A 26,994-nucleotide genomic window follows, 5' to 3' on the forward strand; every position below is an offset into this window, starting at 1 on the left:
ATTGGAGTTTGCCGCCACAAAAGCGTATCCGCTCTTGGGGGTAGCAGGGACTGCGTTCCCAAGTGCATAGTCAATCAAGCATGCATTTGTGCTGGGCGGGATTGTGCCGGTTGGGCAACCTGCCGCCGGGGACGCCAAGGAGCTGAGATTGGGGGCATAAGAGCCAAATGAGGTCTGATACTGAATATCAGCCGTAGCGATGGTACGTGTGGCCGCCGCCGCTGCAGATTCGTTGGCCGAAATCCTGGCGCGAATCAAGTTAGGAATTGCGATGGCTGCAATGATCAGAATGATCGCTACCACAATCAACAATTCAATTAACGAAAAGCCTTTTTGTTTTTTCATAATCCTTAAGTTTCCTTTTCCCGAGAAATTTGGATGCCACTTACTCTAGAATTTTTTTAGCCGACTACCTTGTGGAGCACTTTGCGTACCACATTTACCGACCAATTATTGAGCGACAGTGCTGAGTGAAAGTCGTTTTCATTCAATCACTTACAGAAAACCTTCAATTAAGTTCATTCCAAATATTCAGTGAGATTCGACCGAGAATATTGACTATATGCATAAAGTAACAAAAAATGTCGTGCTAAATGACAGAAAACGTCACCTTGCGTCAACAAGGAGCAAACCCTTAATTGTGGGGTTTCTTTTGATCAAAATTTTGCGTCTGTAAAATGGAATCTATGTTGTGTTGTGCCATGACTAAATTTGGCGATGCTGTGAGTGCAGCGCGGTAGGCTTTCAGAGCTTCCGGTAACTTGTTTTCATCTTGCAGAATTCTGCCCATCCAAAAATATGCTAAAGCATCCTGCTGAACCTGGAGTGCTTGGGTAAAAAGGCCCATTGCCTCATCTGTTTTTTTTTCCGAATATAAGATTACGCCGAGGTTTACATAGGCTTGAGGACTTTCAGTATTCAACTTGATTGCAGCACGATAATTAGCCTTGGCTTGCTCAACCTGGTGCGTTTGAGAGAATGCCAGTCCAAGGTCAAAGCGTGCCTTTGCGGCCAAAGTTTGATTGCCAGTCCAATATAAACAAAGTCCGTATTCAGGTATGGCTTGATCAGGTTTGCCTTTCTGCAAAAAATAACGGCCGAGATTATAGTGGACTTCCGCGTCTTGTGGATTAATCACCTCGGCGGCATAAAAATGCGGCGCTGCCTCATCTAATCTTCCCGAGTTTGCGAGAGCTGTTCCTAAGTTGTTATGGGCAATAGGATTCCGTGGCGAGTTTTTGAGGATATTAGTAAACAAAATAAAGTCATCGTGCCACTGAATTATTTGATGACGTGCAGCAAGAGAAATAACAATGAGTATGCAAATTGCAGCCACACTCAAGGCATGCTGGAGAAATTTGCGGCCCATGGCCCATTCTGCCGCGCTCCAGACAATCATGAGGAATATTGCAATCAAGGGCACATAGGCATAGCGATCGGCCATGGATTGGCCTCCCACTTGAACAAGCCCAATCACCGGAACCAGCGTACCTAAATACCAAAGCCAGCAAACCAGCAGATAACGCCGGTCTCTTGCCTTTAAAACAATTGCTGTAATAACGGCAATGAGCAATGTAGCCACCGTCAGTTGCCACCATGGGTAACCATGAGTTGGTATTGGGTAAAAGACCGCCAAATTCTGCGGCCAAAACATCTTCACAATGTAATCCGCATAGGCAAAAAGCGCATTGAAGATACGCGCTCGCAGCGGAATGGCAGATGCCGGCGCCAGTGCCCCGCCAGATTTTTGAGCGATGACGGTGATGACAGAACTTGCGACCGATAGCAATATCAAGGGAACTTTTTCAAGAATGAGCGCAAAGAAATCCTTAGATTGAGGGTTCGAGTCCTGGCTGTGCCCCAACCTCATTCGTTGAAGTGGCCAGTAATCCAGCAGTAATAGCACAAATGGCAGAGTCACAAGCATCGGCTTCGCCATCAAGCCCAGAGCAAACAAGACAACCACTACCAGATAACGCTTCCAGTTGACGTTGCGCGCATACCAACCGTAGACCCAGATTGTCAAAAGCCAGAATAATGTGCTCAATACGTTTTTCAATTCGGCGACCCAGGCCACCGACTCAACGTTCAGCGGGTGCAAAGCGAAAAGAGCCGCCACAAATGCACTCCGCCATAGAGCACCGGTCCCGCGGTGGAGCAGGAGAAACAAAACAACGACATTGATGACATGCAAGAGAAGATTGGTGAAATGGTGTCCTGCGGGATTAAGGCCGAAAAGTTGACAATCCAGCAGGTAGAAAATCCAAGTTAGTGGGTGCCAATTAGCAACTGAGGTGGTCTTGAAAGACCAAATGACATTCTTCCAACTCAGGCCTTGTTGCACCCGTAGGTTCGAGGTCACATAGGCAGGGTCGTCATAGTTAATAAACTTGTGTTCCTTGAGCGGTGCATAAAGTAAGAGTGTAACTGCGATTAAGAGTAATGAGACCAGGAGTTTTTGTTTGCGGACAGAAGCAAAAAGTCCACCTTCAGGTACAGGTAAGTCTTGCCGGCCGAAAAGCCGATATTTCGAATGTGGAGAAGAAGTATCCTGTTCTTTTGCAATGGTAGTGTTCAACCCTGGACTCCTGTGATAAAACTTGCAGCTATAGCTTGAGGGAGTGACGTTTTGCTGAACGGTAAAAGGATTATAACCGTAATGCCGGCGTATAACGCCGCAAAAACCCTGGAACGGACCTATCGCGAGGTGCCGTTGGAGGTCGTGGATGAAGTCATTCTCGTGGATGACGGCAGCTCCGACGAAACCGTAGCCAAAGCCCGCGAACTTGGCCTCACTACATTTGTTCATAAAGTGAATCTGGGGTATGGACGGAACCAGAAAACCTGCTATCGTGAGGCGCTGCGCCGCAATGCCGACATCGTCGTCATGGTGCATCCCGATTATCAATACTCTCCCAAGCTCGTCGTCTCTTTGGCAGGGATGATTGCCTACGGAGAGTACGATGTCGTTCTGGCATCACGCATCCTGGGCAAGGGGACGTTAAAAGGTGGAATGCCGCTTTATAAATATGTAGCCAACCGTTTTTTGACCGCATTTCAGAACATTCTCATGCGGCAGAAGCTCTCGGAGTATCACACGGGCTACAGGGCATTTTCCCGTGAAGTATTGTCCACACTCCCACTGGAGGAAAATACCGACGACTTTATCTTTGATAATGAAATGCTGGCCCAAGTGTCTTATTTCGACTACCGGATTGGAGAAATATCCTGCCCGACAAAGTATTTTGCCGAGGCCTCTTCCATTAACTTTCGTCGCAGCGTAAAGTACGGCTTCGGAGTGCTGGCCACCTCCATGCAGTACCGCTTGCAGAAGATGCACCTTGGGAACTTCAGAATCTTCAGTACGGTCGGCCGTAAACTGTTTTTGGATTATTACGAGGAAGTTGCCCGATAACCTTGTCCACCGACTCTCCATCTCTTCCTGCGACACAACCGAAGAACCTATGCTGCAACGCATGCGGAGGAACTCTCGCCCAAAAATTTTCCAGGGTCATGGACCCGGGCAGCGGAGAAAAGTTTTCCATTTTGGCCTGCAGCAGTTGCGGGTTGGGCCACACCCACCCAGTTCCTGGGAATCTGGGAGCTTACTACGATGTCAGCTATCACGGTGGAAGGCACAGTTTTACTGCCCGTTATTGCGCACAACGACGAGTACGGTTGCTCACGCAAATTGCTGGAGCAGGGAAGGGCAGAAGTATTCTCGACGTTGGTTGTGGGGACGGCACCTTCTTGCTGCACGCCCGCTATGCAGGATGGAACGTTACCGGCACGGAGATGAACGCTTCATTGGCTCGTAGCGCAGGACTGGCGGTCGAGACGGACCTGACGGCTGTAGAAAAACGCGCGCCCTTTGACTGTATTACCCTATGGCACAGCCTGGAGCACATGCAGGACGCCCATGCCACGATTGATTTTTCACGAAAGCTGTTAAATCCACGTTCTGGCCTATTGCTGCTGGCTGTCCCTGATGCCGGTGGTTTGCAGGCGCGATGCTTTGGTGATCGCTGGTTTCATCTGGATGTTCCCCGGCATCTGTACCATTTCACATACCAGTCATTGCAGAAGCTGCTCGATTCCACGGAGTTCAATCTGCTGCGAAGCTGGCACCAGGAGTTTGAATACGATTTATTGGGATGGACACAAAGCATTCTCAACCGATTGCTGCCGACGCCCAATTTATTCTTTCATCAACTGACGCATCGCAAGAATGCGGCAGGTGCGCTCCAGCGGGGGACAAGCTGGCTGGGTGGGGTTGCGTTTTCTGCAGGGGCGCTTCCTCTGCTGGCCCTGGGAACTTTAATTCGGCAGGGAGGAACGTTGATTATTGCAGCGCAGATTCGAGATAATAATTGCCCCGGCTGAACCTCAGGAATAGGTAGAATATTTTTGACAAGATTTCTTATAATAGTGCCGCACTCTATTCCGTTTCGGAACCAAATATGCCAGCGATTGAAATTCTAGGGTTTCAGAAGAATTACACCGTGGGCTTTTGGCGGAAGCAGCAAAAGACCGGTCTTGAGCCTCTTTATCTCAGCGTAGAGCAAAACGAAGTTTTTGGCTTTCTGGGGCCCAATGGAGCCGGCAAAACCACGACCCTGAAACTGCTGGTGGGATTGATATTTCCGACCGAGGGGACAGCAAAAATTCTTGGTATGGATTGGCGCGATCCCAAAGTCAAAAGCATGATCGGCTTTCTTCCTGAGCAGCCCTACTTTTACGACCACCTTAGCGCACCCGAGCTGCTGGAGTATTTTGCCTGGCTTTCGGGCGTTCCCGCGGCTGAGCGCAAGCGCCGCGTGGACGCGGTTCTGGAGCGGGTGAGGCTTGCGGATGTGGGCAAGTTGCAGCTCCGAAAGTTTTCCAAAGGCATGTTGCAACGGGTTGGCATAGCGCAGGCAATCCTGCACGATCCGCAGGTGGTAATTCTGGATGAGCCCATGTCGGGGTTAGATCCCGTCGGCCGGCGAGAGGTCCGGGACCTTATTAACACCCTGAAAGATGAAGGCAAAACGGTGTTTTTTTCCACCCATATTCTCGCCGATGCCGAATCGCTCTGCGACCGCGTAGCGGTGATTCATAAGGGCGAGCTGCGAGGTGTAGGCGTGGTTTCGGAGCTCGTAACCAGCGCCGAAAAAGCGAATCAAACGGAAATCCTCTGGGCCGGCGGTGAGACAGCACTGCCGGCAATCAAGGCCTTGGGAGCGGAATGCAAGATCCATGGCCCTACCACGCACGCCATTGTGCCAGTAGCGGAACTCGACCGGGCGCTGGAAATTATCCGCAATTCTCGCGGGCAGATTATTTCTGTTAACCCTGTGCGTTCCAGTCTGGAAGACTACTTCATTCAGCAAATCGGAGAAAAGCCCCAATCTGCACTGGAGGTCGCACGATGACCCAGCGTATTGCCGCCATTGCTGCGAATACCTTTCGTGAAGCCGTTCGCGACCGGGTGCTTTACAACTTGATCTTGTTTGCGCTCTTGCTTGTAGCTGCGGCAGTTCTTTTCGGCCAGATTTCACTGGATATCGAGCGAATTGTAGTCATCAACCTGAGCCTGACTTCCATTTCGATTTTTGGCGTTGTCATTGCGATTTTTATCGGCACTCAACTGGTTTCCAAGGAAATTGAAAAGAAGACGCTCTATACCGTCCTGGCGCGGCCAGTCCGCAGATGGGAATTTATTATCGGCAAATTTTTTGGACTCATTGAAACCCTGGGAGTGAATACGTTCTTCATGGCATTGGGTTTTTATGCCGCACTTTTCTATGTCTCTCACGGCCTTCACCCATCAGATTTAAATATCCTGCTGGCAATTTATTTTATTGTGCTGCAATTCGTCATTGTCATCGCTCTTGCGCTTCTGTTCTCCTCTTTTTCGACCCCTATTTTTTCCGCAATTTTCGCATTTGCGTTGTTTGTCATCGGCACCTTCGCCGATGATTTGAAGAATTTCGCCAAACTTTCCGAGGGAACGGTGCATTGGGTCATAGCCGGGGTGGCTTATGCGTTACCCAATTTCGGTTCTTTAAATGTAATTTCGTCGGTGGCGCATGATCAACCCATCACCTTCGCACTTTTTGCGAATAACACCCTGTATGCCGCACTGTACTCGTGCGCGGTTGTGTCTGGGGCTGTTCTCATCTTCGAGCGCCGAAACCTCAAATGAAATCCAGAAGGCCAAATGCATTTTTTTCAGTTTTGCTGGTGGTATGCTTTGCCGGGTCGATGCTGGTGGAGAGCAGACTAGACCAACTGCGGCCAGCGGCCACTCTGGAAGAGGTGTTGTATATACCCTCCTCAAAAGTCGTGAAGCGAATGAGTGTGGGATTTGAGGGGCTGGTTGCTGATATTTATTGGACGCGGGTGGTGCAGTACTTTGGGGCCAAACATATTGAGAACGCCAGTCAGTATAAGTTGCTGTATCCGTTGTTGGATATGGCTACCGACCTGGATACTCACTTGATCCCGGCTTATGAATTCGGCTCTATATTTCTGACGCAACCCCCGCCACGGGGGGCCGGCGAACCGCTCAAGGCAGCGGCCCTGTTGCAAAAGGGAATCCGGGAAAACCCCGATTCCTGGAGGCTGTATCAGGGGCTCGGCTTTATTTACTACATGGAACTCAAGGACTACCCGGCGGCAGGACGAGCTTTTGAACAGGGTTCAAAGATCCCCGGTGCGCATCCTTTTTTAAAAGTCATAGCAGCGAGAACTCTGCAAAAAGGCGGTGATTACCAAACCGCCCAAATGTTGTGGCAAGCCGTTTATGAAAGCTTCAATGATGGTCTGATTCGTGATAATGCCATCAAGCATCTGCGGGCATTGCAGGTAGACCAGGATGTCTTGCAACTTGAAGCTCTTGCCCGCACTTATGCAGCCCGAACAGGGCACCTTCCTGCCGGGTTTAACGAACTCGTTGCCGTCCATGTGCTCCCGAGCGTCCCTAGGGATCCCCTGGGGTATCCCTATGAGCTGTTTCCTGACGGGCACGTGATGGTAGAGTTTTATCGTGAGCTTCCCTTTATCACCCAGGGCCTGCCTCCAGGGCAGCAACCAAGTGATATGGACTTAAGCACTAGGGGCAAGTAAGCTGCATCCAAATCATGCATGTACAGAATTGAGCCGAAATTCTTCTGGAAGGTGCTGGTCTTAGCTGGGTTGTTCTGCGGAACGGCCGTCCTAAGCCTTGCCCAGATGCCAGTTTCTGAATTTGCGGCCCACGTGGATGACCATTACAACCGCATGCATACTCTGCGGGCGAAGTTCGCGGAAGAGTACCAAGGCGCCGGTTTGACGCGCTTGGAGAAGGGCACACTTATCCTGAAGAAGCCCGGGAAAATGCGCTGGGAGTACAACTCTCCCCGTCCCAAGCTTTTCATCACGGATGGTAAGACCGCTTATTTTTATGTCCCAGGAGAGCAACAGGTCCGCAAGACAGAGGTCAAGGCACTGGATGACGTGCGCTCGCCATTGCGTTACCTGTTAGGCAAGACCAGGCTGGAAAAGGAATTGACGGGCCTCTCGTTTGCAACCGATGAAACACCAATAACAGCGGGCCACAGGATGTTGCGGGGTGCCCCAAAATCTATGGGCGATCAGATTTCCGATGTGTTGCTCGAAATCACTCCTCAATATGAAATTGTTCGCATTGTCATTCATGAGAATGACGGCTCAAGGACAGAATTCCGCTTCGAGAACCTGGAAGAAAATGCGGAAGCAGGCGATTATCTGTTTGATTTCAGCCCACCCCATGGAGTCGAGGTTCTCGAGGGCAACAGCCTTGCTCCCTAGACAGTGCTAAACTTGGAGTAATTTTCTATGCCCGAATTTCTGGTTAAGCTGGCCGATGAGCGTGGCCATGTGACCGAGCAGGTAGAAAGCGCTCACAACGAATCTGAAGTCCGCGACCGTTTTTCACAGCGGGGGTTGTATATTCAATCCATCCGCTCCCGCGGCCTGCTGGCCGGAGGAAAGGTCAATTTTTCCCAGCGCCGGCGCATCAAGCTCCAGGAATTCGTTGTTTTCAATCAGCAATTTTATACGCTCATTCATGCCGGCTTACCTATTTTGACTGGGCTCAAACTGCTGGCGCAGCGGCAAAGGAACCCTTATTTCCGGTCGCTCCTGGAGGATGTCCGCTTACGTGTGCAGGGAGGAGAGCCACTTTCAGCCGCCTTTACGGCACAGAAAGTGTTTCCCCGTATTTACACGACAACCCTGCTGGCAGGTGAAAAGAGCGGAAACCTGGAAGAAGTGCTGATGCGTTATATCTCGTACCAGCGGGTAACATTAACGATTCGCAAGAAGCTGCTTTCGTCTTTGGTCTATCCGACGCTTCTGATCGTGGCGGTCACTGTGGTCCTGACTTACCTCATCACCTTTGTTGTACCCAAATTCGGTGAACTCTACGGGCAATTGGATGCCCAACTCCCGGCCATTACAGTTTTCATGTTGAATCTTGGCACGATAGCCCAAAAATATTTTTGGATTATTGGATCTGCTGTCGCCTTCCTCATTCTGTTTGTAATGCGATGGAGAAAAACACAGTCTGGGGCAGAGCGCATTGACCGCCTGCGTCTCAAGCTGCCGTTTCTGGGCGAGATCTGGCTGAAATACCAGATTGCCATGTTTTCCCGGACCCTGGCGACGCTCCTGGCCGGCGGCTTGCCCCTGGTTACCTGTCTTGAGACCGCTGCCGGTTCTATGGAAAGCAGGCTGATCGCGAATGCGGTTTCTGACGTAACCGTCAAGGTGCGGGAAGGGCAACCCTTGGCCAGCAGCCTGGAAAGCACTAAAGTATTTCCCGATATGGCGGTAGAGATGATTGAGGTGGGAGAGTCCACAGGAGCTCTGCGGCCCATGTTGAATTCGGTCGCTGAATTCTTTGAAGAAGATGTGCAAACTACTATGGCTGCGGCCATGTCACTGATCGAGCCTGTTATTTTGATCGGAATGGCCATTATCGTGGGCGGTGTGCTGATATCCTTGTACATGCCCATCTTTAGTCTCGGAGCCAATGGCAATCTTGGACACTAAAACTACGGTGTTTGCTTTAAGGTTGGTCTTTTATGCCAGATAACAAATCTTTGTTCGTCAACGGTGTGGCTGATGGAATGATCCTCACCGGAAGTGCTGACGAAGAATACTCGCGCGCACACGACCTGGCGCGCCGCTACCGCAGCGAGTTCATTGATCTTCGTAATTTCCATATTCAGCACGAGTTGTTCCGTTCGATCCCGGTGGATTTAATGTTCCGCTACAATTTCGTGCCCCTGGAAAATCTCTCCGATGGGCGGCTGGCCATCGCCATGGCTGATCCGAGCCGGCTGATGATGATTGATGAGATCGGGCTGCTGCTGGGCAAGCCCATCCTCACTAAGGTGGCCACGCTCTCGCAAATCAACGACATTCTGAAGAAGACCGAGCAATCGCAGCGTGTGCTGGAAGAAGCCGGCGAAGGATTTGCCCTGGATGTCATTCGGGACAGCGAAAATGGAGATGAAACCATCTCCATCGAGAGAATCACTGCCGATGAGGACATGAGCCCCATCATCCGGCTCGTGGATACTACGATCTTTACCGCACTGCAGCGTCGGGCGAGTGATATTCACATCGAGACCCGGGATGATTCCGTGGTCATCAAATACCGGATTGACGGCGTGCTGCAGCAGGCCATGCAGTCGATTGCCAAGGAGCACCATTCCACCATCATTTCCCGCATCAAGGTCATGAGTGAACTCGATATCTCTGAGCGCCGCGTTCCCCAGGACGGCCGCTTCCGCGTGCGATACAGCGGGCGTCCCATTGATTTTCGTGTTTCTATCATGCCCTCGATTCATGGCGAGGACGCTGTGCTGCGCGTGCTCGACAAGGAATCCATGAGTGAGAAGTTCCGCAATCTTACCCTGGATGTTGTGGGTTTCAGCGCTGAAGATATCAAGCGCTTCCGGATGTTCATCGCAGAGCCCTATGGCATGGTGCTGGTCACCGGCCCCACGGGCAGCGGAAAAACCACTACGCTGTATGCTGGGTTGAACGAAATCAAGACCGACGAAGACAAGATCATCACGATTGAAGATCCGGTGGAGTACCAGATTCGCGGCGTCACCCAGATTCCGGTGAACGAGAAAAAGGGCCTCACATTTGCCCGCGGATTGCGTTCCATTTTGCGCCACGACCCCGATAAGATCATGGTCGGCGAGATTCGCGACCAGGAGACAGCGCAGATCGCCATACAGTCGGCGCTCACTGGCCACCTGGTTTTCACTACGGTACACGCTAACAACGTAGTGGACGTGCTGGGGCGATTCATGAATATGGGCGTGGACCCTTACAACTTTGTCTCTGCGCTCAACTGCATTCTGGCCCAGCGGCTGGTGCGCATCATCTGCGATTCCTGCAAGACCCCGGTGCGCTATCCGGCAGATGTCCTGGAGGCCAGCGGGCTCAATCAACCGGAGTGGCGTGATTTTAGCTTCTCCGAGGGGCCTGGCTGCATTGAGTGCGCTGGAACCGGCTTCAAAGGCCGTACAGCGATCCATGAGCTTTTGGATCTGAGCGACCGCATCCGCGAGATGATTCTTTCCCGCAGGCCCAGTTCGGAAATCCGCAAGGCGGCCCACGAGGAAGGCATGCAATTCCTGCGCGAATCGGCTTTGGCTAAGGTCAGAGCTGGAATTACTACCCTGAAAGAAATCAACAAGGTCACCTTCATCGAGACATCACGCTAAATGGCAACTCGCACATCCAAGAACGCGCGTCCTACGCTGGCATGTGAAATTTGCAGCGATCGTGTGGTAGCTGCCCGCGTCAACGAAGGTGGACAGCATATCGAAATTCATACATCACGCGCTCTGCCTCCGGGAATACTGACGCCTTCGCTTACCGGGAAAAACATCAACGATACCGGTACCCTCAGTGCTGTGCTGGCAGATGCGCTGGGGGCGCTCAGCGGACGGCTCCGGGACGTGATCGTGGTCCTTCCCGACCCGGCGGTTCGGGTGATTCTGCTGGATTTTGATGCACTACCGGATTCGTACGAAGAAGCCGTGGGTGTGATTCGTTTTCGCCTGCGCAAGTCATTGCCTTTTGACGTGGAAAAGGCTGTCATCTCGTATCATGTTGACCGCTCGGCAGAAGGCCTGAAGGTTGTGGCCGCAGTGGCCTTGACCAGCGTGGTTGAAGAATACGAATCGGCATTGGTGCAAGCCGGTTACGCTCCGGGTATTGTGGTGCCCTCCAGCCTGGCTTCGCTGGGAATTGTGGATGCCAGTCGCCCCACACTCGTGATCAAGACTTCGGAATCCATGACAACCCTGGCCATCGTGGATGCGAAAACCTTACGCTTGTTCCGCAATATGGACCATGCAGTATCGGAGGCGATGGAAGCCGGCCGTCTGGTCGAAGACATTCATCCTTCCATGGTATTTTTTCAGGATAATTTCGGCTCCGAGGTGGAACGCGTGCTGGTAGGTGGAAATATTTCTGCCGCGGAAATTGCCCCGGTGTTGCAATCCAGTTTGACAGTGCCTATCGAGGAGTTGGTTCCTGAACGTTACGTCAGCGGCGGCCTTTCCGGCGGGACATCAGCTTCGTTTCTGGCCGGAGTGGCAGGAGCTTTGCTTTCCTAATATGCGTTTGAACATCAATCTCGCTTCACACCCGTATGAGGACGCAGGTAATTTTTATCGCCGTTGGGGAGCAGCTTTGGGGTTGCTGGCGCTGGTGACAATTGTATTGATCGCGGTTGCCATCCACGAATGGACGAGCACGCGCTCCATCTCAATACAGATTGCAGCCATTCAAAAGCAAATCAGCGACCTGGATGACGAAAAAAATCAGGCGCGAGTTATCCTGAACCGCCCGGAAAACCGCGGTACGCGCGATCGAGCGGCTTTCGTGAACGGGCTCATTGCCATAAAGTCTTTTGCCTGGTCGCAGGTCTTTTCAGACATGGAGACCCTCATGCCGACGCGGGTGCATATTGTTTCCATCGAGCCCAAACTGGATAAAGAAAGCCAAATCGAGGTAACAATCACGGCGGCGGGCGACTCCCGCGACAAAGGCATTGAATTGCTGCAGAATCTGGAAAAGTCGCGCTATTTCCGCAATGCGATTCTGCGTATAGAAAACACACAGCAGCCCCAGCCTGGCGGTGACACCATGAAATTTGAGCTGCGCGCGTATTACGTTCCACAATTACACGTGCCCGAGAAAGAAAAAGGACCACACAGCAGCAAGCCTGCCGTGGGCAGCAAAACTCCCGCCGGTAACAACCATACTGTAATTTCCGCCAACCGGGGAAATGGTGCAGAATAGAATGCCGAACCTGAAACAAACCCGCGAACGCATGCAAGCTGTCATGATCGGCTTGCTGGTGGTCGATGCCATCGTAATTGCCTTTCTGTTTTCGCCTCTGACAAGCCCTCCCGAGATCAGGAAACATGATCTTGAACAAGCCCAAAACGATCTTCAGCTCAAACGCAAAGAATACGAGCCGCTGATGGGCATGGACGAAAAGCTCAAGAATGCGGAGAAGCAGTTGAATACTTTCTACAAAGACCGCTTGCCGGAGAAAAACTCTGCCATCCCTACAGAATTGGGCAAGCTGGCTGAACAAAGCAAGATACGGATCACGCAGGCATCCTACGAAAACAAACCGTCTGACATGCCCAATCTGACCGAAGTTGATATCGGCGCCAATCTTGAGGGAGATTACACAGGACTGGTTAAGTTCATTAATGGCATGGAACGCGACAAGATATTTTTTATCGTGGAAAGCGTCGGTCTGTCCGGTGACCAGGGCGGTGGGGTCAAACTGGCCCTGAAAGCACAGACATTTTTGAAGAGTTAAGCTGAATCAACATGAAACTAGGCGCGGATAATCCGAAGAAGGTCATCATTACAGCCGGGCTGATGGTTTTTGCACTGGTCCTTTTTGTCTACATGGTCTTCGATAAGGGCTCGCCGGCAACTGCCTCGGCATCGAACGCGAGCCAGCCCGGAGCAAGCACGCCCGCTACGGAGTCACGTCTGGCAGCGCACAAGGCGGCCGTAAAGTCGCGGGTGGGCGATAGCCTTGATCCTTCTTTGCGAACCGATCTATTGCTTGCAAGCGAGGGTGTGGTCTACAACGGAACCGGCCGCAACATTTTCAAAGCCGAGCCCGATCCCCCTGTCGTTGCAGTGGCGCCGGTATGCGCTCAGCCGGGAGGGCCGAGCCGTGGAATGCGATGGTGCCAGCCTCTTGTCGTGCCTGGGCGTCCGAGGCCGCCGGATATCCCATTGAAATTTTTTGGTTTTGCCAACAAACCAGGGGAACCGAAAAAGGCCTTTCTGTCGCAAGGGGATGATATTTTTATCGCCAGCGAAGGTGATATCGTGGACCGCCGCTACAAGATCGTGCGCATCACTGCCACATCGGTTGATATTGAAGACGTGCTGAATGAAAACACGCAGACTATTCCATTGACAGAGAAGCTGACGTGAGGCGTTTGTGGCCAATTCCGGGAAAGGTGGTGCGGAAACGCGGTGAGCGCGGCTACGTCATACTGGTGATTCTATTCATGTTGGCTTTGCTTACTCTGGCGATCGTGGAGGCAGCCCCCGCGGTTGCTGTGGACATGAAGCGGACGCAGGAAGAGGAGCTAATCCACCGTGGCGATCAATATGCCCGTGCCATCAGGCGTTTTTACAGAAAATTCGGCCGTTATCCCAACAGCGTCGATGAGCTCAAGGACACCAATCATCTTCGCTTTCTACGCCGCGAGTACAAAGACCCAATTACGGGCAAGGAATTCAAGTTGCTGCATCCGCTGGACGTTAATTATCAACCCACAGGGTTTTTTGGCAAAAGCCTGACCCAAAATGGCACGAATAACAACGTTGGTAATAATGTCAGTCCCAATAGCATTCCTCCTATAACGCCTCCTATCCCGAATCCGGTTACCAACGGTACTCTTGATGCCAGCCAACCCGGTACGCAGCCCACTGGACAGGGAAACCAGCCGGGGAACCAGCCACAGACGGGATCTCAAACGGACAGCAATGGATTAAAGCCAGGGCAAATCTTTGGCGGTGGGCCGATCGTGGGGGTTTCCAGCACGAGCACCAAGGCTTCTATCAAGGAAGTGAACGGCAAGGACCACTATAACGATTGGCAGTTTTTCTACGATCCACGAATGGATGTGGCAGTAGGGCAGCAAATGTTCCAGCAACAGAACATAAATAACAATACGAAATAATAGGAACAATTCCATTAACAACACCAGGAACCCTCAATAACCACACTAACGGCGCTTTCTGGCGTCATTTCACGTGATCAATAAATTCAATAAATAAAAAGCCCCGCGCCAGGGCGCAGGGCTGAATTCTGTTTTTCTTATGCTGATTACACGTTGAATGAGGAGCCGCAGCCGCAAGTGCTCTTTACGTTCGGGTTCTCAAACTTGAAGCCTGAACCTTCAAGCGTGTCCACATAATCAACTATGCAACCGTTCAGGTACATCAATGAAGTAGCATCAACGAAAACTTTGAGGCCTTCAAAGTTAAAGGTTTTATCCATCATTCCAGCCGCGTTCTCGAAGGCCATGGAATAGGAAAAGCCGGAACACCCGCCGCCAACCACGCCTACGCGCAGTCCAGCCGGGACCGGGTTTTGCTGGGCCATGATCTCCTTCACCTTGACAATTGCGTTCGGTGTCAGGTTGAGGGGCGCAGTCTTTGCAGGGGCCGGAGCGGTTTCAACATTCGTTGTTGTGGTTGTAGACGCCATTTTGAATATGTCTCCTTAAAATCTTAAACCTTAGGAAAAATTCCCAACTTGCTGAATTATAGCATCCCTAACTCTATAGATCCGATATAGATTTGATGGAGTTCGCCCGTTGTTGGATTCAGGATTCAGAAAGTCGCCTGACGGTTTGAACGCCAGCAAACTCTGAAGCCACCAACGCCAAAGTTACTTTCGTAACTTGCCGGGGTCAAATGGCGCCTGTACGCTCCGAATTACACTTCGTCTATGACACGCCACTTTGAAACTCGCAAAAACACGGAAGTTCATGACTTGCTACCCAGCCTGTTGCGTTTTGCTGCCGATCCCAGGATTGATGCGGTGGGACGCACGTGGATTTTCGATGCCTTGCGGCAGCTCACCGGAAGCAACCTGGCTGACGACATTGCAAGCTGGACTGCATGGTACGCCAGTGCTTATGGAACCAAGATTTCCGCGTCAGGGCCGGACCAGAATTTCGAGGAATTCATTGCCGCATGCCCGTGGCTCCCGCATGGGGCTTCTTTCTAAGGGCTCCGCAGCCAAAACCAGGCTGCTCTGCCCTCGCTTTTGGTTCGCACCGGACAGCGCTCGGCCCGCCGCTCACCCGCTATGATCCTTCCCGCTATGCTTTTGCAAAAGTTGTCCAGGAAGAAGCTTCCGCAAGGGACAAGCTTCGCAATTGGGATCCGATTTGTAGCAATAGTCTTTCCCCACGCGAACCAGCAAAGCATGCATCTCGTTGAAATGGCGGACCAAATCGCTGCGTATTACTGCCGCAGGCCTCGTGCGAAAGGGTTTTTCACTGCCATGCCATGGGCCCAGAGCTTTCTCAACCAGTTTTCGTATTGCTTCGTAGCTTACATCCTCAGAAATAATGCTGTGACGTGCGAGTATGCGGCGAGTGTAGGCGTCCACAACAAAGATTGGAAGATTTCCGGCATAAAGCAAAATAGAATCCGCGGTTTCTCGACCTATTCCATGCAATTCCAGCAGCTCTTCGCGAAGCCCCAGCAAGGCGGCAGGGGTTGTGCGATGGCGTGCGAACATCCTGCGCAAGGAGCCGGCATGGCGGGCATCAAGATAGGCAAGAAACGCCTTAAGGCTGCGAGACTTCTGGCGAAAGTATCCAGAAGAGCGAATGAGTTGCCCCAGCTTTCCCACAGAAAGAGAGCTCATTCCTTCTACACTGAGTTTGCCCGCCCTGCGCAGGCTGCCCAGCGCCCGCTCTACGTTGCTCCAGGAGGTGTTTTGGGTCAGATATGCCCCGACCACAACCTCAAAGGATGTCTTCGCCGGCCACCAGGATTGAGGTCCGTAGAAGGTGCGCAACACCGTGTAGATACGGTGGATTTTTTGCATTGTTGTCACTTGTTATTTTTATTCTAATTGCATGAAAGCAAAGCAAATACCGGATATGTGCCAGCTGTTCTTTTAGTTCTAGCACTATCTTAAACCTAGGCAGTCTCCCTTTCGTTACCAAGGAGACAACAAATCTCGATTGACAATTTCTGTCACTCAGACTACGATTCGCCAAACTCGCAATTTTTTTTCCCCCAGGAAGATTGCGCCACAAAATTAGCGCAAAGAGTCACAATTTGCGGTTGGTGATTCAATAAGGGAGACGCACGTATGTCCCAGCGGTTGGGAGACCTGCTTGTTAAAGAGAAGGTCATTACTCCGGAGCAACTAGACCAGGCCATTAGGATGCAAAAAGAGAGTGGCTCCCGCCTGGGGTCTGCTCTCGTGAAGCTTGGTTTTCTCTCCGACGAAGATGTAACCAACTTTCTTTCGCGCCAATACGGTGTTCCGGCCATTAATCTTTCTTATTTTGAAATTGATGGTTCAGTTGTGAAGCTGGTGCCTTATGACACCGCGAAACGCTACCAGATTCTTCCCTTGAGCCGCGTAGGGGCGTCGCTCACGATCGCCATGGTTGACCCTACTAACGTATTTGCCATGGATGATATCAAGTTCATGACCGGCTTCAATATCGAGCCGGTGGTGGCCTCCGAGGCTGCCATCATGGAGGGGATTGAAAAGGCCTATAGCGTCTCGCACGAGGAAGATCTGGAAAAGGTGATGGCCTCGGTAACCGATATGGATGCCGATGTCGAGCTGTCTGCGGAAGAGCAGGACCTCGGCCTTGATCAACTGGAAAAGCAGGCGGAAGAGGCCCCGATCGTCAAGCTGGTCAACATTATTCTCTCCGACGCGGTGAAACGTGGCGCCAGTGATATCCATATTGAGCCCTACGAAAAGGAATATCGCGTACGCTTTCGCATTGACGGCATGCTGCAACCCATCATGAATCCACCGTTGCGCATGAAGGACGCCATTACTTCCCGCATCAAGATCATGGCCAAGCTGGATATCAGCGAAAAACGCCTGCCGCAAGACGGGCGCATCATGCTCAAGATGAACATCGGAGGAAAGAAAAAACAGCTCGACTATCGCGTGAGCACCCTGCCTACTCTGTGGGGTGAAAAGGTCGTCATGCGGTTGTTGGACAAGGAAAATCTGCGCCTCGATATGACTAAACTCGGTTTCGAGCAGGAATCGCTGACGAAATTCGAGAAGGCCATCCTCAAGCCCTACGGCATGGTCCTAGTCACCGGCCCGACGGGTTCGGGTAAGACCAACACGCTTTACTCTTCCATCTCTCGCCTGAACCAGCCGGATACCAACATTATGACCGCTGAAGACCCGGTCGAATTTCAGCTCAATGGTGTCAACCAGGTGCAGATGAAGGAATCCATTGGCTTGAACTTTGCCACAGCCTTGCGCGCTTTTTTGCGGCAGGACCCGAACATCATCCTGGTGGGCGAGATTCGCGATTTTGAAACCGCTGAAATCGCCATCAAGGCCGCTCTTACCGGACACCTGGTGCTTTCCACGCTGCATACCAACGGCGCCCCTGAGACCATCAGCCGCCTGATGAACATGGGAATTGAGCCCTTCCTGGTGGCGACCTCGGTGCATATGATTGTGGCGCAACGTCTGGTGCGCCGTGTGTGTAAAGACTGCGCAGAAGCGCTTGATTTGCCTGTGCAGACGCTGATCGAGGCTGGATTCACTCCGGAAGAGGCTAAAAAGACCAAACCCAAGAAGGGAAAAGGTTGTTCCGTTTGTAACAGCACAGGTTACAAAGGCCGCTGTGGTCTTTATGAGGTAATGGAAGTTGACGATGAGATCCGCGAATTAATTCTTGTGGGTGCGTCGGCGGTTGAACTCAAGAAGAAAGCCATTGAGCGCGGCATGCTTACCCTGCGGCGCAGCGGACTGGTGAAGATCATGGAAGGCGTGACCACACTGGAAGAAGTGGCGCGCGAGACCATCCATTAAAGTTTTTATATTTTTATAGAGGGGACTGGAAAAATTATGACAGCCACACTAAGCGAACTGCTTCGAAAAATGCTGGAGATGAACGGAAGCGACCTCCACATCACCACCAATTCGCCACCGCAAGTGCGGGTCCACGGTCACCTGGTACCGCTCGATATGCCGCCGCTTACCCCTGCGGAGACCAAACAGTTGGCCTACAGTGTGCTGACCGACGCGCAGAAGCACCGCTTTGAAGAAAACCTGGAGTTGGATTTCTCCTTCGGTTTAAAGGGGCTGGCGCGCTTCCGCGGCAATCTTTTTAACCAGCGCGGGGCGACCGGCGCGGTATTTCGCGTGATCCCATTCGAGATCAAGTCGTTTTTGCAACTGGGGCTGCCTGCAATTGTCTCCAAGCTTTGTGAAAAACCTCGCGGTTTGATCCTGGTTACCGGCCCTACCGGTTCCGGCAAATCCACAACCCTGGCGGCGATGGTTGACAAGATTAATACCGAGCGCCACGACCACATCATCACCATCGAAGATCCCATCGAGTTCGTGCATCAGAATAAAAGCTGCCTGGTCAACCAGCGCGAAGTGCACGCCGATACAAAATCATTCACCGATGCGCTCCGGGCTGCGTTGCGCGAAGATCCCGATGTGGTGTTGATCGGCGAAATGCGCGACCTGGAGACCATTGAATCGGCGTTGCGCATTGCTGAAACCGGTCACCTGACGTTCGGTACCTTACATACCAACTCAGCGGCTTCCACCATTAACCGCGTCATTGACGTATTCCCGGCGCACCAGCAGCCACAAATCCGCGCGCAACTTTCCCTGGTGCTGGAAGGGATTTTGTGCCAATCGCTGCTGGCCAAGGTCGGCGGTCAAGGCCGCTGCATGGCCATGGAAATCATGGTTCCTAATGCCGCCATTCGCAATCTCATCCGCGAAGACAAGATTCACCAGATTTATTCGGCCATGCAATCCGGACAGGACAAGTTTGGAATGCAGACCTTCAATCAGTCACTGGCTACGCTGTATTTTCAAAAGCAGATTACGTTAGAGATAGCCATGCAACGCTCATCCATGCCTGATGAGTTGCAGGAAATGATCAACCGTGGCGTGGGCCTGGTTACGAAGCAGAATACTCCGGCTGTAGCCGTGAAACGCTAAGGACCTTTAAGGCCGGAGGTCATTGTATCTCCGGAGGAAGCGTAACTCCGGTTCGGTTACGCAGACAGGAGACAGAAAAATGCCAGTATTTACATTTACAGGAAAAACTGCCACAGGTGAAAAAGTCTCGGGCGACCGCAATGCTACCACCAAGCAGGATTTGCAGAACCAACTTCGCCGCGAACGCATCACTGCGAGTGCGATCAAGGAAAAGGGCAAGGAGTTCAACCTGCCCACGATTGGCAGAGGCAGTGTCCCCACGAAGGACATCGCCATTTTCTTCCGGCAGTTCTCGGTCATGATAGATGCTGGTCTTCCGCTGGTTCAGTGCCTGGAAATTCTGGCTGCCAACCAGGAAAATATGACCTTCCAAAAATGTTTGACCGGTGTCCGGACGACGGTGGAAGGTGGTTCTACGCTGGCCAATGCCATGCGCGGGTATCCCAAGATTTTCGATGATCTGGCCACGAATATGATTGAAGCCGGCGAAACCGGCGGTATCCTCGACGTGATTTTGCAGCGGCTTGCAACCTATGTTGAAAAGGCGGTCAAACTGAGAGCGGCTGTACGGTCCGCGCTGGTGTATCCCACGGCCGTCATTTCGATTGCTACTATTATTGTGGCTGGCCTTCTAAAATGGGTTGTTCCTATTTTTGCCAATCTGTTTGCCGGCCTTGATGTCACATTACCTTTAATGACCCGTGTAGTTATCGGCCTCAGCGAGGTTATCGGTAAATTTGGCTGGATTTTCGTTCTTCTCCTCATCATCGCCGGAGTAGCAATCAAATATTCAAGAACCACCCCCCAAGGCCGATTTTTCTTCGATAACTTGCTTTTGAAACTGCCGGTCCTTGGCCAGATTCTGCGGAAGATTGCGGTCGCCCGCTTTACCCGTACTCTGGGAACACTGATTACTTCAGGTGTCCCGATTCTGGAAGGGCTTACTATTACAGCCCGTACCTCAGGCAATGCTGTTCTGGAGCAGAGCATCATGAAGGTACGCAAGGCAGTGGAAGAAGGCCGCACGATAGTTGATCCCTTGCGGGAGAGCGGCGTTTTCCCGAACATGGTGGTGCAAATGATCGGTGTGGGTGAAGCTACGGGCGCCATGGATGCGATGTTGCAGAAGATTGCTGACTTTTATGAAGACGAGGTGGATGCCGCCATCAAAGACATGCTCACGCTTATGGAACCACTCTTGATCGGATTCCTGGGAGTCGTGGTGGGCGGCATAGTGATTTCTCTTTATCTGCCGCTGTTCTCCATGATCGCCAAACTGGCAGGGTAAACGGCACCTTCAAAGCAAACCGGGTGAGCGGGGGAGAGCGCGAAGCGAAGCGCCGAACCAGCGTGAGCGGATCGCGCGAGCGTAGCGCGAGGGCGTAGCGGTTTAGCGCGGAGCCTTAGATAACCGGGTGAGCTCTTGATGAGCGCTGTCACGCGCGAATCAAGAGCGAGGGCGTAGCAGCCTGGTTTTGGCTGCGGAGTCCTTAGATAACCGGGTGAGCGCGAAGCGAGCGCCGGATCGCGCGAGCGTAGCGCGAGGGCGTAGCGGTTTAGCGCGGAGCCCATAGATAACCGGGTGAGCTCTTGATGAGCGCTGTCACGCGCGAATCAAGAGCGAGGGCGTAGCAGCCTGGTTTTGGCTGCGGAGTCCTCAGATAAAACGATGCAGAATGAACTGAATGACCGCGCCTGGCTGAGTTGGATGGGGAAGGTGCGCATCATCATCATCACCTTCCTGCTGGGCATTGAATTGGCGATTCTCCAGCTCACGCAAACCAATGTCCGCGTTCCGGTCCGCGGGTTCATTTCCATCATTGTTCTCTGGTATTCCATTTCTTTTTTCGAGATTCTTCTGCTGGCGCTGTGGCATGATACACGCGCGCATGTGCGCCTGCAGATCCTGACCGACATCGCCTTTTCCACAGCGCTTCTCTATGTGACCGGCGGTATCGATACATCCTTCAATTTTCTCTATCCCCTGATCATTATTGTTGCCAGCATTCAGTTGCCGCGCGTATGGGCATATTTGACGGCGGGCCTCTCTTTTGTTCTCTTTGCCGCGATGTTGGAGTTTACGCAATACGGTTTGCTCCATTCCTATTCCATGTCTTCCCGGCCCGACAACAAAACCCTGCAATTGGTGATCGTGGTCAACTTTTGTGCATATTTTGCCGTGGCCTACCTGGCCAGTACGCTGAGCACAAAATTGCGGCAGGGAGACGTACAGGCACTGGAAAATTTGCAGGCGCTCCACGAAAGTATCATCCATTCGATGAGCGGAGGCTTGATCACGGCAGATCTGCAGGGCCGCATCACTTTGTTGAATCCCGCCGGTGAAAAATTGCTGGAGCGAAGAGTGCAAAACGTGATCGGGAAGAACGTTCAGGAGCTCTTTCTCGACCGGCTCCCTGGATTTGAGAGTCCCTCCATCAAGGGCGAGGTGCGCTGCGTGACGCCTGAGGGAACCGAAAAGATCTTTGGAATGAAGGTTTCGTTGTTGCGCGTGGCTGAGCAGGGCGAACTGGGCTATATCTATACATTTGCCGATTTAACCGATCTTCGCCGCCTGGAGCACGAAATTCGAATGCGCGACCGGCTCAGCGCCGTGGGACGCATGGCTGCAGGCATCGCCCACGAGATACGCAACCCACTCTCCTCGATTGCTGGTTCGGTGAAAGTGCTGACCAATATCTCCACCTTGAACGACGAGCAACGCACACTGGTGGAGATTGTTACGCGCGAATCAGAGCGGTTGAACCGGATTATCTCCGACTTTTTGATTTATTCACGCGAAAAGAGTTACAAGTTCAGGCCGCAGAATCTTGTCGCTTTGCTGAATGACACGCTGGCCTTGCTGGAAAACCATCCGCTGATCTTGAACCCGGCAAAGTCGAGCGCTAAAAAAATTTCCATTGTCCGTCAATATGCGACCTCGGACGCGCTGGCCATCGTGGATGGCGACAAACTCAAACAGGTCTTCTGGAACCTCTGTGAGAATGCAGTGCGTGCGATGCCGGGAGGGGGAACGCTGACCGTAGGTTTGATGGAGAAAGAAAAAACCTGGATGATTTACTTTGGCGATACCGGCTCTGGAATGGATTCGCAACTGATGGAAAAAATCTTTGAACCATTCCAATCCCGGTTTGAAGGTGGAACGGGGCTGGGGCTGGCCATCGTGTATCAGATTATCCAGGCGCATGAAGGACAGATCTCAGTAAGCTCGGCCGCGGGTAAGGGCTCTGAATTTCGGCTTGAGTTCCTCCGCCCACCCAAAGCCGACTCTAGCCAGCACGGTCCTGACAAGGGGCGGTTAGAGCTCGCGAAGGCAGGAGGAGTGAATGGGTAGCATCCTGGTTTGCGATGATACTCGTTCCATCTGCGAAGTCCTGGAAATCTCGCTACGCAAAGAAGGACACCGCATCGAAACTGTTACCTCGGGTGAAGCGGCCATCAAGAAGCTGAGCAGCGCTCTGTATGATGTGGTCATCAGTGACATTAAAATGCCGAACCACGACGGCATCGAAGTGCTGCGTCATACCCGAAAGGCCTCACCAGAAACATCTGTAATTCTGATAACAGCCGTAGAAGACTATGAAGCCGCTGTCAATGCCGTAAATGCCGGGGCGTTTCAATACATTCACAAAGGTCCTGGGTTGGTGGAGGAAATCCGGGTAGCAGTAACGCGAGCTTTGGAGACCATTTCTCTGCGGCGTGAGAACTTCGCTTTCAAGCGCGATGCTTCAACCCGCAACTCGCTCGACAATATTACGGGAAGCAGCCCGCGCATCCAGCAGCTCAAACAGACCATCCGAACTGTAGCGCCAACGCAAAGCACCGTGCTGGTGCACGGAGAAAGCGGCGTGGGCAAGGAGCTAGTGGCACGCGCTGTGCATGCCTGCTCGCCGCGCGCCAGCCAGCCGTTTGTTTCCGTCAACTGCGGCGCCTTTCCTGAAACACTATTGGAAAGCGAGCTCTTCGGATACGTCAAAGGAGCATTTACCGGGGCCTCGCAGAACAAGAGCGGACTTTTTGAAGTCGCCAATGGCGGTACGATCTTCCTCGATGAAATCAGCGAAATGACCATGGCCATGCAGGTCAAGCTGCTGCGTGTTTTGCAGGAGCGGTGCATTCGCATGATAGGAGGCAGCCACGAGATTCCTATTGATGTGCGCGTAATTGCTGCTACCAACAAGGATCTGGATGCCATGGTAGCCGAGAAAAGCTTCCGCGAAGACCTTTATTACCGCATCAGCGTGATCCCGATTGACGTGCCACCCTTGCGCGAGCGCAAGGAAGACATTCCATTGCTGGTGCAGCATTTTCTTAAAAAGTATTCTCCCGCCGCGGGGAAGAGTATTGTGCGAACCGCGGAAAAATCATTGAGGGAATTGGCTGCCTATGAGTGGCCGGGAAATGTGCGGCAACTTGAAAATACCATTGAGCGCGCCGTCGCCCTGGAGAGTACAGACGAACTGCAAGTCGAAATACCGGTAGAGCGTTCGAAAATCAGATCGGGCTCGACTACCGCTGCTGCGCCCGTGGGAGCAAGTTTTCCCGCCGAAGGATTGGACCTGGAGAACTATGTTTCAGACATCGAGCGGTCGCTGTTGCAGTCTGCTTTGCGGCAATCCAATGGGGTGCAGACGCGCGCGGCAGAGATGCTCAAGCTCTCCTACCGGTCGTTCCGCCATCTGATGAAAAAATATGAGATTTAGGCTGCCCCGTCCGTATCTTTTTTAGCGACGCTCTGCTTGAGTTGCTGCTTCCACCCAAGCACGCGGGCGCGGTTGGCTTCCGCCTCGGCTTCAGCGATCATTCCTTTTTTCTGAAATAGGATGGAGAGGCTGGTATGCGGGAGCACGTCATCGGGGTCAAGGTCCGCCAGTTTCTGTGCAATGGCAATAGCTTCGTCGTAACGGTCGAGATCCTGGTAAATGCGCGCTAATCCGTGCAGCGCATCTGTGTAAGTGGGGTCGGCGTCAATGGCGGCGTGGTATTCCTTGATGGCCTCATTGTGTTTGCCTTGGGCAAAAAAATCCAGAGCGGTATAGAAATGCTCTTCTGCGGTCTGGCGAGCGTCTCTCATGCTAAGAACTTGATTTTAACATCGCGATATTGCGGCTGTAGCCCTTAGAATTAAAGATGAATGAAATACCTTCTGCAATTCGTCTGGAATGCCACTCGGGGATATCGCCTTACGCCCTGGCGCAGCCCTTATCTGAAATGGCGCATTGAAACCTACTGTGGTCTGAAGATGAACAAGATTGGTTTTCTGGAGTTTTGGGGGTTTATGTGGCGGGAGCGAAGTAACTTGGTCCGATTCTTGCATTGGACTTCAGAGATGGACCGCTACGCACGGCCTAAACCCAAAAACCCTTAACCTTGCGAAGAGGCCGCCACACCCCTATTCCAGCTTAATTCCTACTTCGCTGCCTTTACCTACTCCAATGCTGCTTTGCGCCGATCCGCGATTGGTGACAATTTCCAAAAATCCCATGCTGCCCAATACGGCAAACACCTCACCGGGTGCGCCCTCGGCATAGGTGGTTCTCATCTTGGTAATCTCGGCTTTGCCGACAAAAATTTTGAATGCCGGAGGGTCGGGGGTGAACAACTGTGGCATGTCATGGGGAGTGATATTGGTGATCAGGTTCCCGAACTTATCCACTTTGATCACAATACCTTTGAATAGATTGTCACCTGCCAGCTTGGGTTTGGGGGCGGTAAAGCGCACAAAATCTGTAATCACTTCCCCAAATTTTTCCGTATCAACTCCCTTGCTGAGCCAGCCGGCAACAGGGGCAAAGATGTCGCGCCCGTGAAAGGTGTTGCTAATCGGTTGCAAAAAATAGTGCTGGGAGGTGATGTGGCGGACGCTAACAGCCTCTTCGCGCTCATATACCAGAGAGAGAACGCCGTTGTCGGGCGCCAGGAACAAGTATTTGCCGCAGGTGGCCAGGATGGGCCGCCGGGCAGTTCCTACGCCTGGGTCCACGACAATAACATGCAACGTATTAGGCGGATAGTAACTATAAGCCTGGGCGAGGGTCAGCGCGCCATCGAGCAGATCATAGGAATGGACCGAATTACTGATATCCACGATCTGCGCAGCAGGGTTAACGTTGTAGATAACGCCCTTCATGGCGCCGATATAATGCTCTGTAATGCCGAAATCGGTAGTTAAAGTTACCATCCGCTGAAAAGGGGCCACTCAGCTCTCCAAATCGCTCTTGAATTGTGCAAAGTTCGGAAGTTATCGCGGGCACGCGCGAAAGTCAAGTGAGCGTTCCTACTTCACACCCAATTGCCAAAACAGAAATGAATAAATGTCAGTATTCTCCTCAATCAGCTTTGAGATCGGCTTGCCGGCGCCATGCCCGGCCTTGGGCTCAATACGGAGAAGAATAGGCCGGTCAGGACCGTTGGCGGCTTCGGTTTGCATCAATGCGGCCATCTTTTTGGCATGCATGGGGTCAACCCGCGTGTCGCTGTCGGCGGTCATGAAGAGCACGGCAGGGTAGAGCGTTCCCTGTTTTACATGATGATAGGGAGAGTATGCATAGAGCCACTCAAACTGTTTGGGATCGTCGGAGGAGCCGTACTCGGGAATCCACAGCTTGGCGATCTGGAAGTTCTGATAGCGCAGCATGTCAAGCAAAGGCACCTGGCAGATTACCGCACGGAACAGGTCAGGACGCTGGGTGAGAGCGGCGCCCATCAACAGACCGCCGTTGCTGCCGCCTTGTATGGCCAGGTGGTTTTTATCCGTGTACTTTTGTGCGATCAGGTATTCGCCCGCGGCGATGAAATCGTCAAAGACGTTCTGCTTTTTATCGAGCATTCCGGCGCGGTGCCAATCTTCACCGTACTCTGCGCCTCCGCGCAAATTGGCCAGTGCGTACACGCCTCCGTGTTCCAGCCAAAGGTAAGCGCCGCGCAGAAAAACCGGTGAATTGGTGATATTAAAGCCGCCGTACCCAGTCAGCAGGACCGGATTATGGCCATTCAAAGCCAGCCCTTTCTTGTGGACGATAAACATGGGCACACGCGTGCCATCTTTGGACTGGTAAAAAATCTGTTTGACCTCGTAGCCGCTGGGGTCAACCGGAGCTTTCACGCTGGCGAAGAGAGAAACTTTGCTGCTCTTCAGGTCGTAGCGATACGCAGTCATGGGTTGGGTAAAGGACTGGTAAACGAAAAAGGCTTCATGACTTTCGTGCTGGCCTCCCAGTTGATAGCCGCGCGACAGGTCTTCCAGGTTGCCGATTCCAGGCAGCGGAATATCATTCAGGAATTTTCCTTCGGTGGAGAACAGCTTCAGCCGCGAGGTTGCGTCCTGTTGATAATGTGCAAAAATTTTCCCGCCGACGATATCCGCGCTGCTCAGCACAGCCTGGCCCTGGGGAATAATCTCTTTCCAGTGTTCGCGGCCGGGATTGGAGAGCGGCGCCTTGAACACCCGATACCTGGGGGCATCTTCATTGGTCGTGATGTAGAGATTGCCATCGAAAATGTCGCCCGTGTAAAGGAATTCCTTGCCTGTGGTAAGACGCACCGGAGGCGAATCGTTGGACGTATCTTTCAGGAACAATTCGGTTTTTGTCCATCCGTGCTCAACATCGATGAGCAGCCACTTGCCGTCATCGGAGAGCACAACGTTGGGCCAGTCCTGGGCACCGAGGCCCTCGCCGAAAATCAAGCGG

At 52.3% G+C, this 26,994-nt stretch carries 26 protein-coding genes; 19 read left to right on the forward strand and 7 right to left on the reverse strand.

All coding sequences use genetic code 11. The features are described 5' to 3' along the window. Both VK738_16170 and VK738_16175 read right to left on the reverse strand, forming a co-directional pair. Positions 1–345, reverse strand: a 345-nt coding sequence (locus VK738_16170) for a prepilin-type N-terminal cleavage/methylation domain-containing protein (protein HTD24195.1), incomplete at its 3' end; no start/stop codon positions are given. A 289-nt stretch (positions 346–634) separates the two neighbouring features. Continuing rightward, complete coding sequence (locus tag VK738_16175; GenBank protein ID HTD24196.1) at positions 635–2,578, reverse strand: tetratricopeptide repeat protein; 1,944 nt, start codon at positions 2,576–2,578, stop codon at positions 635–637. Positions 2,579–2,659: 81 nt separating this feature from the next. Here VK738_16175 and VK738_16180 point away from each other — a divergent pair, with 81 nt between their 5' ends. The 13 genes from VK738_16180 (at position 2,660) to VK738_16240 (ending at position 14,264) form a co-directional block, all read left to right on the forward strand. Continuing rightward, complete coding sequence (locus VK738_16180; GenBank protein HTD24197.1) at positions 2,660–3,415, forward strand: glycosyltransferase family 2 protein; 756 nt, start codon at positions 2,660–2,662, stop codon at positions 3,413–3,415. Between the two features lie 2 nt (positions 3,416–3,417). Beyond that, positions 3,418–4,383 (forward strand): class I SAM-dependent methyltransferase, encoded by a 966-nt coding sequence (locus VK738_16185; GenBank protein ID HTD24198.1) that lies wholly within the window; start codon positions 3,418–3,420, stop codon positions 4,381–4,383. Between the two features lie 77 nt (positions 4,384–4,460). Then, the gene (locus VK738_16190) at positions 4,461–5,414 is read left to right on the forward strand and encodes an ABC transporter ATP-binding protein (GenBank protein ID HTD24199.1); all 954 of its coding nucleotides are present in this window, start codon (positions 4,461–4,463) and stop codon (positions 5,412–5,414) included. Then, positions 5,411–6,187, forward strand: coding sequence for an ABC transporter permease (locus VK738_16195; GenBank protein ID HTD24200.1), 777 nt, complete (start codon positions 5,411–5,413; stop codon positions 6,185–6,187). Before VK738_16190 ends, VK738_16195 begins: the two co-directional genes overlap by 4 nt. Beyond that, complete coding sequence (locus VK738_16200; protein ID HTD24201.1) at positions 6,184–7,110, forward strand: hypothetical protein; 927 nt, start codon at positions 6,184–6,186, stop codon at positions 7,108–7,110. Before VK738_16195 ends, VK738_16200 begins: the two co-directional genes overlap by 4 nt. Before the next feature lie 18 nt (positions 7,111–7,128). Next, positions 7,129–7,812: an outer membrane lipoprotein carrier protein LolA gene (locus VK738_16205; protein HTD24202.1), complete on the forward strand. Its 684-nt coding sequence runs from the start codon at positions 7,129–7,131 to the stop codon at positions 7,810–7,812. Positions 7,813–7,839: 27 nt separating this feature from the next. Continuing rightward, complete coding sequence (locus VK738_16210) at positions 7,840–9,057, forward strand: type II secretion system F family protein (protein ID HTD24203.1); 1,218 nt, start codon at positions 7,840–7,842, stop codon at positions 9,055–9,057. Between the two features lie 32 nt (positions 9,058–9,089). Beyond that, positions 9,090–10,751, forward strand: a complete 1,662-nt coding sequence (locus VK738_16215) for a GspE/PulE family protein (protein ID HTD24204.1) — start codon at positions 9,090–9,092, stop codon at positions 10,749–10,751. Beyond that, entirely contained in the window at positions 10,752–11,651 is a 900-nt protein-coding gene (locus tag VK738_16220; GenBank protein ID HTD24205.1) for a hypothetical protein, read from the forward strand. A gap of 1 nt (position 11,652) precedes the next feature. Then, on the forward strand, positions 11,653–12,339 hold the full coding sequence (locus VK738_16225) for a PilN domain-containing protein (protein ID HTD24206.1): 687 nt from the start codon (positions 11,653–11,655) through the stop codon (positions 12,337–12,339). Between the two features lies 1 nt (position 12,340). Then, positions 12,341–12,874 (forward strand): hypothetical protein, encoded by a 534-nt coding sequence (locus tag VK738_16230; protein ID HTD24207.1) that lies wholly within the window; start codon positions 12,341–12,343, stop codon positions 12,872–12,874. 11 nt (positions 12,875–12,885) lie between these two features. Continuing rightward, positions 12,886–13,509 carry a hypothetical protein gene (locus tag VK738_16235; GenBank protein ID HTD24208.1) on the forward strand — a complete coding sequence of 208 codons (624 nt, stop codon included), beginning with the start codon at positions 12,886–12,888 and terminating at the stop codon, positions 13,507–13,509. Positions 13,510–13,538: 29 nt separating this feature from the next. Further along, entirely contained in the window at positions 13,539–14,264 is a 726-nt protein-coding gene (locus tag VK738_16240) for a hypothetical protein (GenBank protein HTD24209.1), read from the forward strand. Positions 14,265–14,410: 146 nt separating this feature from the next. On the opposite strand, the gene VK738_16245 is transcribed toward VK738_16240, so the two are convergent. Beyond that, positions 14,411–14,794, reverse strand: a complete 384-nt coding sequence (locus VK738_16245) for an iron-sulfur cluster assembly accessory protein (GenBank protein ID HTD24210.1) — start codon at positions 14,792–14,794, stop codon at positions 14,411–14,413. Between the two features lie 243 nt (positions 14,795–15,037). Here VK738_16245 and VK738_16250 point away from each other — a divergent pair, with 243 nt between their 5' ends. Then, a complete protein-coding gene (locus VK738_16250) occupies positions 15,038–15,319 on the forward strand; it encodes a hypothetical protein (GenBank protein HTD24211.1) in 282 nt (93 codons plus the stop codon). Positions 15,320–15,391: 72 nt separating this feature from the next. On the opposite strand, the gene VK738_16255 is transcribed toward VK738_16250, so the two are convergent. After that, a complete protein-coding gene (locus VK738_16255) occupies positions 15,392–16,150 on the reverse strand; it encodes a hypothetical protein (protein HTD24212.1) in 759 nt (252 codons plus the stop codon). A gap of 270 nt (positions 16,151–16,420) precedes the next feature. On the opposite strand from VK738_16255, the gene pilB reads away from it, so the two are divergent. The 5 genes from pilB (at position 16,421) to VK738_16280 (ending at position 24,006) form a co-directional block, all read left to right on the forward strand. After that, the gene (pilB, locus tag VK738_16260) at positions 16,421–18,133 is read left to right on the forward strand and encodes a type IV-A pilus assembly ATPase PilB (GenBank protein HTD24213.1); all 1,713 of its coding nucleotides are present in this window, start codon (positions 16,421–16,423) and stop codon (positions 18,131–18,133) included. 36 nt (positions 18,134–18,169) lie between these two features. Then, positions 18,170–19,285, forward strand: coding sequence for a type IV pilus twitching motility protein PilT (locus VK738_16265; GenBank protein HTD24214.1), 1,116 nt, complete (start codon positions 18,170–18,172; stop codon positions 19,283–19,285). A 79-nt stretch (positions 19,286–19,364) separates the two neighbouring features. Next, positions 19,365–20,573 carry a type II secretion system F family protein gene (locus VK738_16270; protein ID HTD24215.1) on the forward strand — a complete coding sequence of 403 codons (1,209 nt, stop codon included), beginning with the start codon at positions 19,365–19,367 and terminating at the stop codon, positions 20,571–20,573. A gap of 381 nt (positions 20,574–20,954) precedes the next feature. Then, complete coding sequence (locus tag VK738_16275) at positions 20,955–22,637, forward strand: ATP-binding protein (GenBank protein ID HTD24216.1); 1,683 nt, start codon at positions 20,955–20,957, stop codon at positions 22,635–22,637. Then, positions 22,630–24,006, forward strand: coding sequence for a sigma-54 dependent transcriptional regulator (locus VK738_16280; GenBank protein HTD24217.1), 1,377 nt, complete (start codon positions 22,630–22,632; stop codon positions 24,004–24,006). The genes VK738_16275 and VK738_16280 overlap by 8 nt, the downstream gene beginning before the upstream one ends. Here the strand turns inward: VK738_16280 and VK738_16285 are convergent. The 3 genes from VK738_16285 to VK738_16295 all read right to left on the reverse strand — a co-directional run. Next, the gene (locus VK738_16285) at positions 24,003–24,377 is read right to left on the reverse strand and encodes a tetratricopeptide repeat protein (protein ID HTD24218.1); all 375 of its coding nucleotides are present in this window, start codon (positions 24,375–24,377) and stop codon (positions 24,003–24,005) included. The genes VK738_16280 and VK738_16285 overlap by 4 nt on opposite strands. 318 nt (positions 24,378–24,695) lie before the next feature. Then, on the reverse strand, positions 24,696–25,502 hold the full coding sequence (locus VK738_16290) for an SAM-dependent chlorinase/fluorinase (protein ID HTD24219.1): 807 nt from the start codon (positions 25,500–25,502) through the stop codon (positions 24,696–24,698). A 78-nt stretch (positions 25,503–25,580) separates the two neighbouring features. Further along, positions 25,581–26,994, reverse strand: a 1,414-nt coding sequence (locus VK738_16295) for a prolyl oligopeptidase family serine peptidase (protein ID HTD24220.1), incomplete at its 5' end; no start/stop codon positions are given.

It is taken from the genome of Terriglobales bacterium, from assembly GCA_035487355.1.
Taxonomy (GTDB): Bacteria; Acidobacteriota; Terriglobia; order Terriglobales; family Acidobacteriaceae; genus QIAW01.

Bases quoted from the DNA above. Each gene is read 5' to 3' on its own strand.
- VK738_16180 (HTD24197.1), top strand. From the start codon at position 2,660: ATGCCGGCGTATAACGCCGCAAAAACCCTGGAACGGACCTATCGCGAG.
- VK738_16190 (HTD24199.1), top strand. From the start codon at position 4,461: ATGCCAGCGATTGAAATTCTAGGGTTTCAGAAGAATTACACCGTGGGC.
- VK738_16195 (HTD24200.1), top strand. From the start codon at position 5,411: ATGACCCAGCGTATTGCCGCCATTGCTGCGAATACCTTTCGTGAAGCC.
- VK738_16200 (HTD24201.1), top strand. From the start codon at position 6,184: ATGAAATCCAGAAGGCCAAATGCATTTTTTTCAGTTTTGCTGGTGGTA.
- VK738_16205 (HTD24202.1), top strand. From the start codon at position 7,129: ATGTACAGAATTGAGCCGAAATTCTTCTGGAAGGTGCTGGTCTTAGCT.
- VK738_16210 (HTD24203.1), top strand. From the start codon at position 7,840: ATGCCCGAATTTCTGGTTAAGCTGGCCGATGAGCGTGGCCATGTGACC.
- VK738_16215 (HTD24204.1), top strand. From the start codon at position 9,090: ATGCCAGATAACAAATCTTTGTTCGTCAACGGTGTGGCTGATGGAATG.
- VK738_16220 (HTD24205.1), top strand. From the start codon at position 10,752: ATGGCAACTCGCACATCCAAGAACGCGCGTCCTACGCTGGCATGTGAA.
- VK738_16225 (HTD24206.1), top strand. From the start codon at position 11,653: ATGCGTTTGAACATCAATCTCGCTTCACACCCGTATGAGGACGCAGGT.
- VK738_16230 (HTD24207.1), top strand. From the start codon at position 12,341: ATGCCGAACCTGAAACAAACCCGCGAACGCATGCAAGCTGTCATGATC.
- VK738_16235 (HTD24208.1), top strand. From the start codon at position 12,886: ATGAAACTAGGCGCGGATAATCCGAAGAAGGTCATCATTACAGCCGGG.
- VK738_16245 (HTD24210.1), bottom strand. From the start codon at position 14,794: ATGGCGTCTACAACCACAACAACGAATGTTGAAACCGCTCCGGCCCCT.
- VK738_16250 (HTD24211.1), top strand. From the start codon at position 15,038: ATGACACGCCACTTTGAAACTCGCAAAAACACGGAAGTTCATGACTTG.
- VK738_16255 (HTD24212.1), bottom strand. From the start codon at position 16,150: ATGCAAAAAATCCACCGTATCTACACGGTGTTGCGCACCTTCTACGGA.
- pilB (HTD24213.1), top strand. From the start codon at position 16,421: ATGTCCCAGCGGTTGGGAGACCTGCTTGTTAAAGAGAAGGTCATTACT.
- VK738_16265 (HTD24214.1), top strand. From the start codon at position 18,170: ATGACAGCCACACTAAGCGAACTGCTTCGAAAAATGCTGGAGATGAAC.
- VK738_16270 (HTD24215.1), top strand. From the start codon at position 19,365: ATGCCAGTATTTACATTTACAGGAAAAACTGCCACAGGTGAAAAAGTC.
- VK738_16275 (HTD24216.1), top strand. From the start codon at position 20,955: ATGCAGAATGAACTGAATGACCGCGCCTGGCTGAGTTGGATGGGGAAG.
- VK738_16280 (HTD24217.1), top strand. From the start codon at position 22,630: ATGGGTAGCATCCTGGTTTGCGATGATACTCGTTCCATCTGCGAAGTC.
- VK738_16285 (HTD24218.1), bottom strand. From the start codon at position 24,377: ATGAGAGACGCTCGCCAGACCGCAGAAGAGCATTTCTATACCGCTCTG.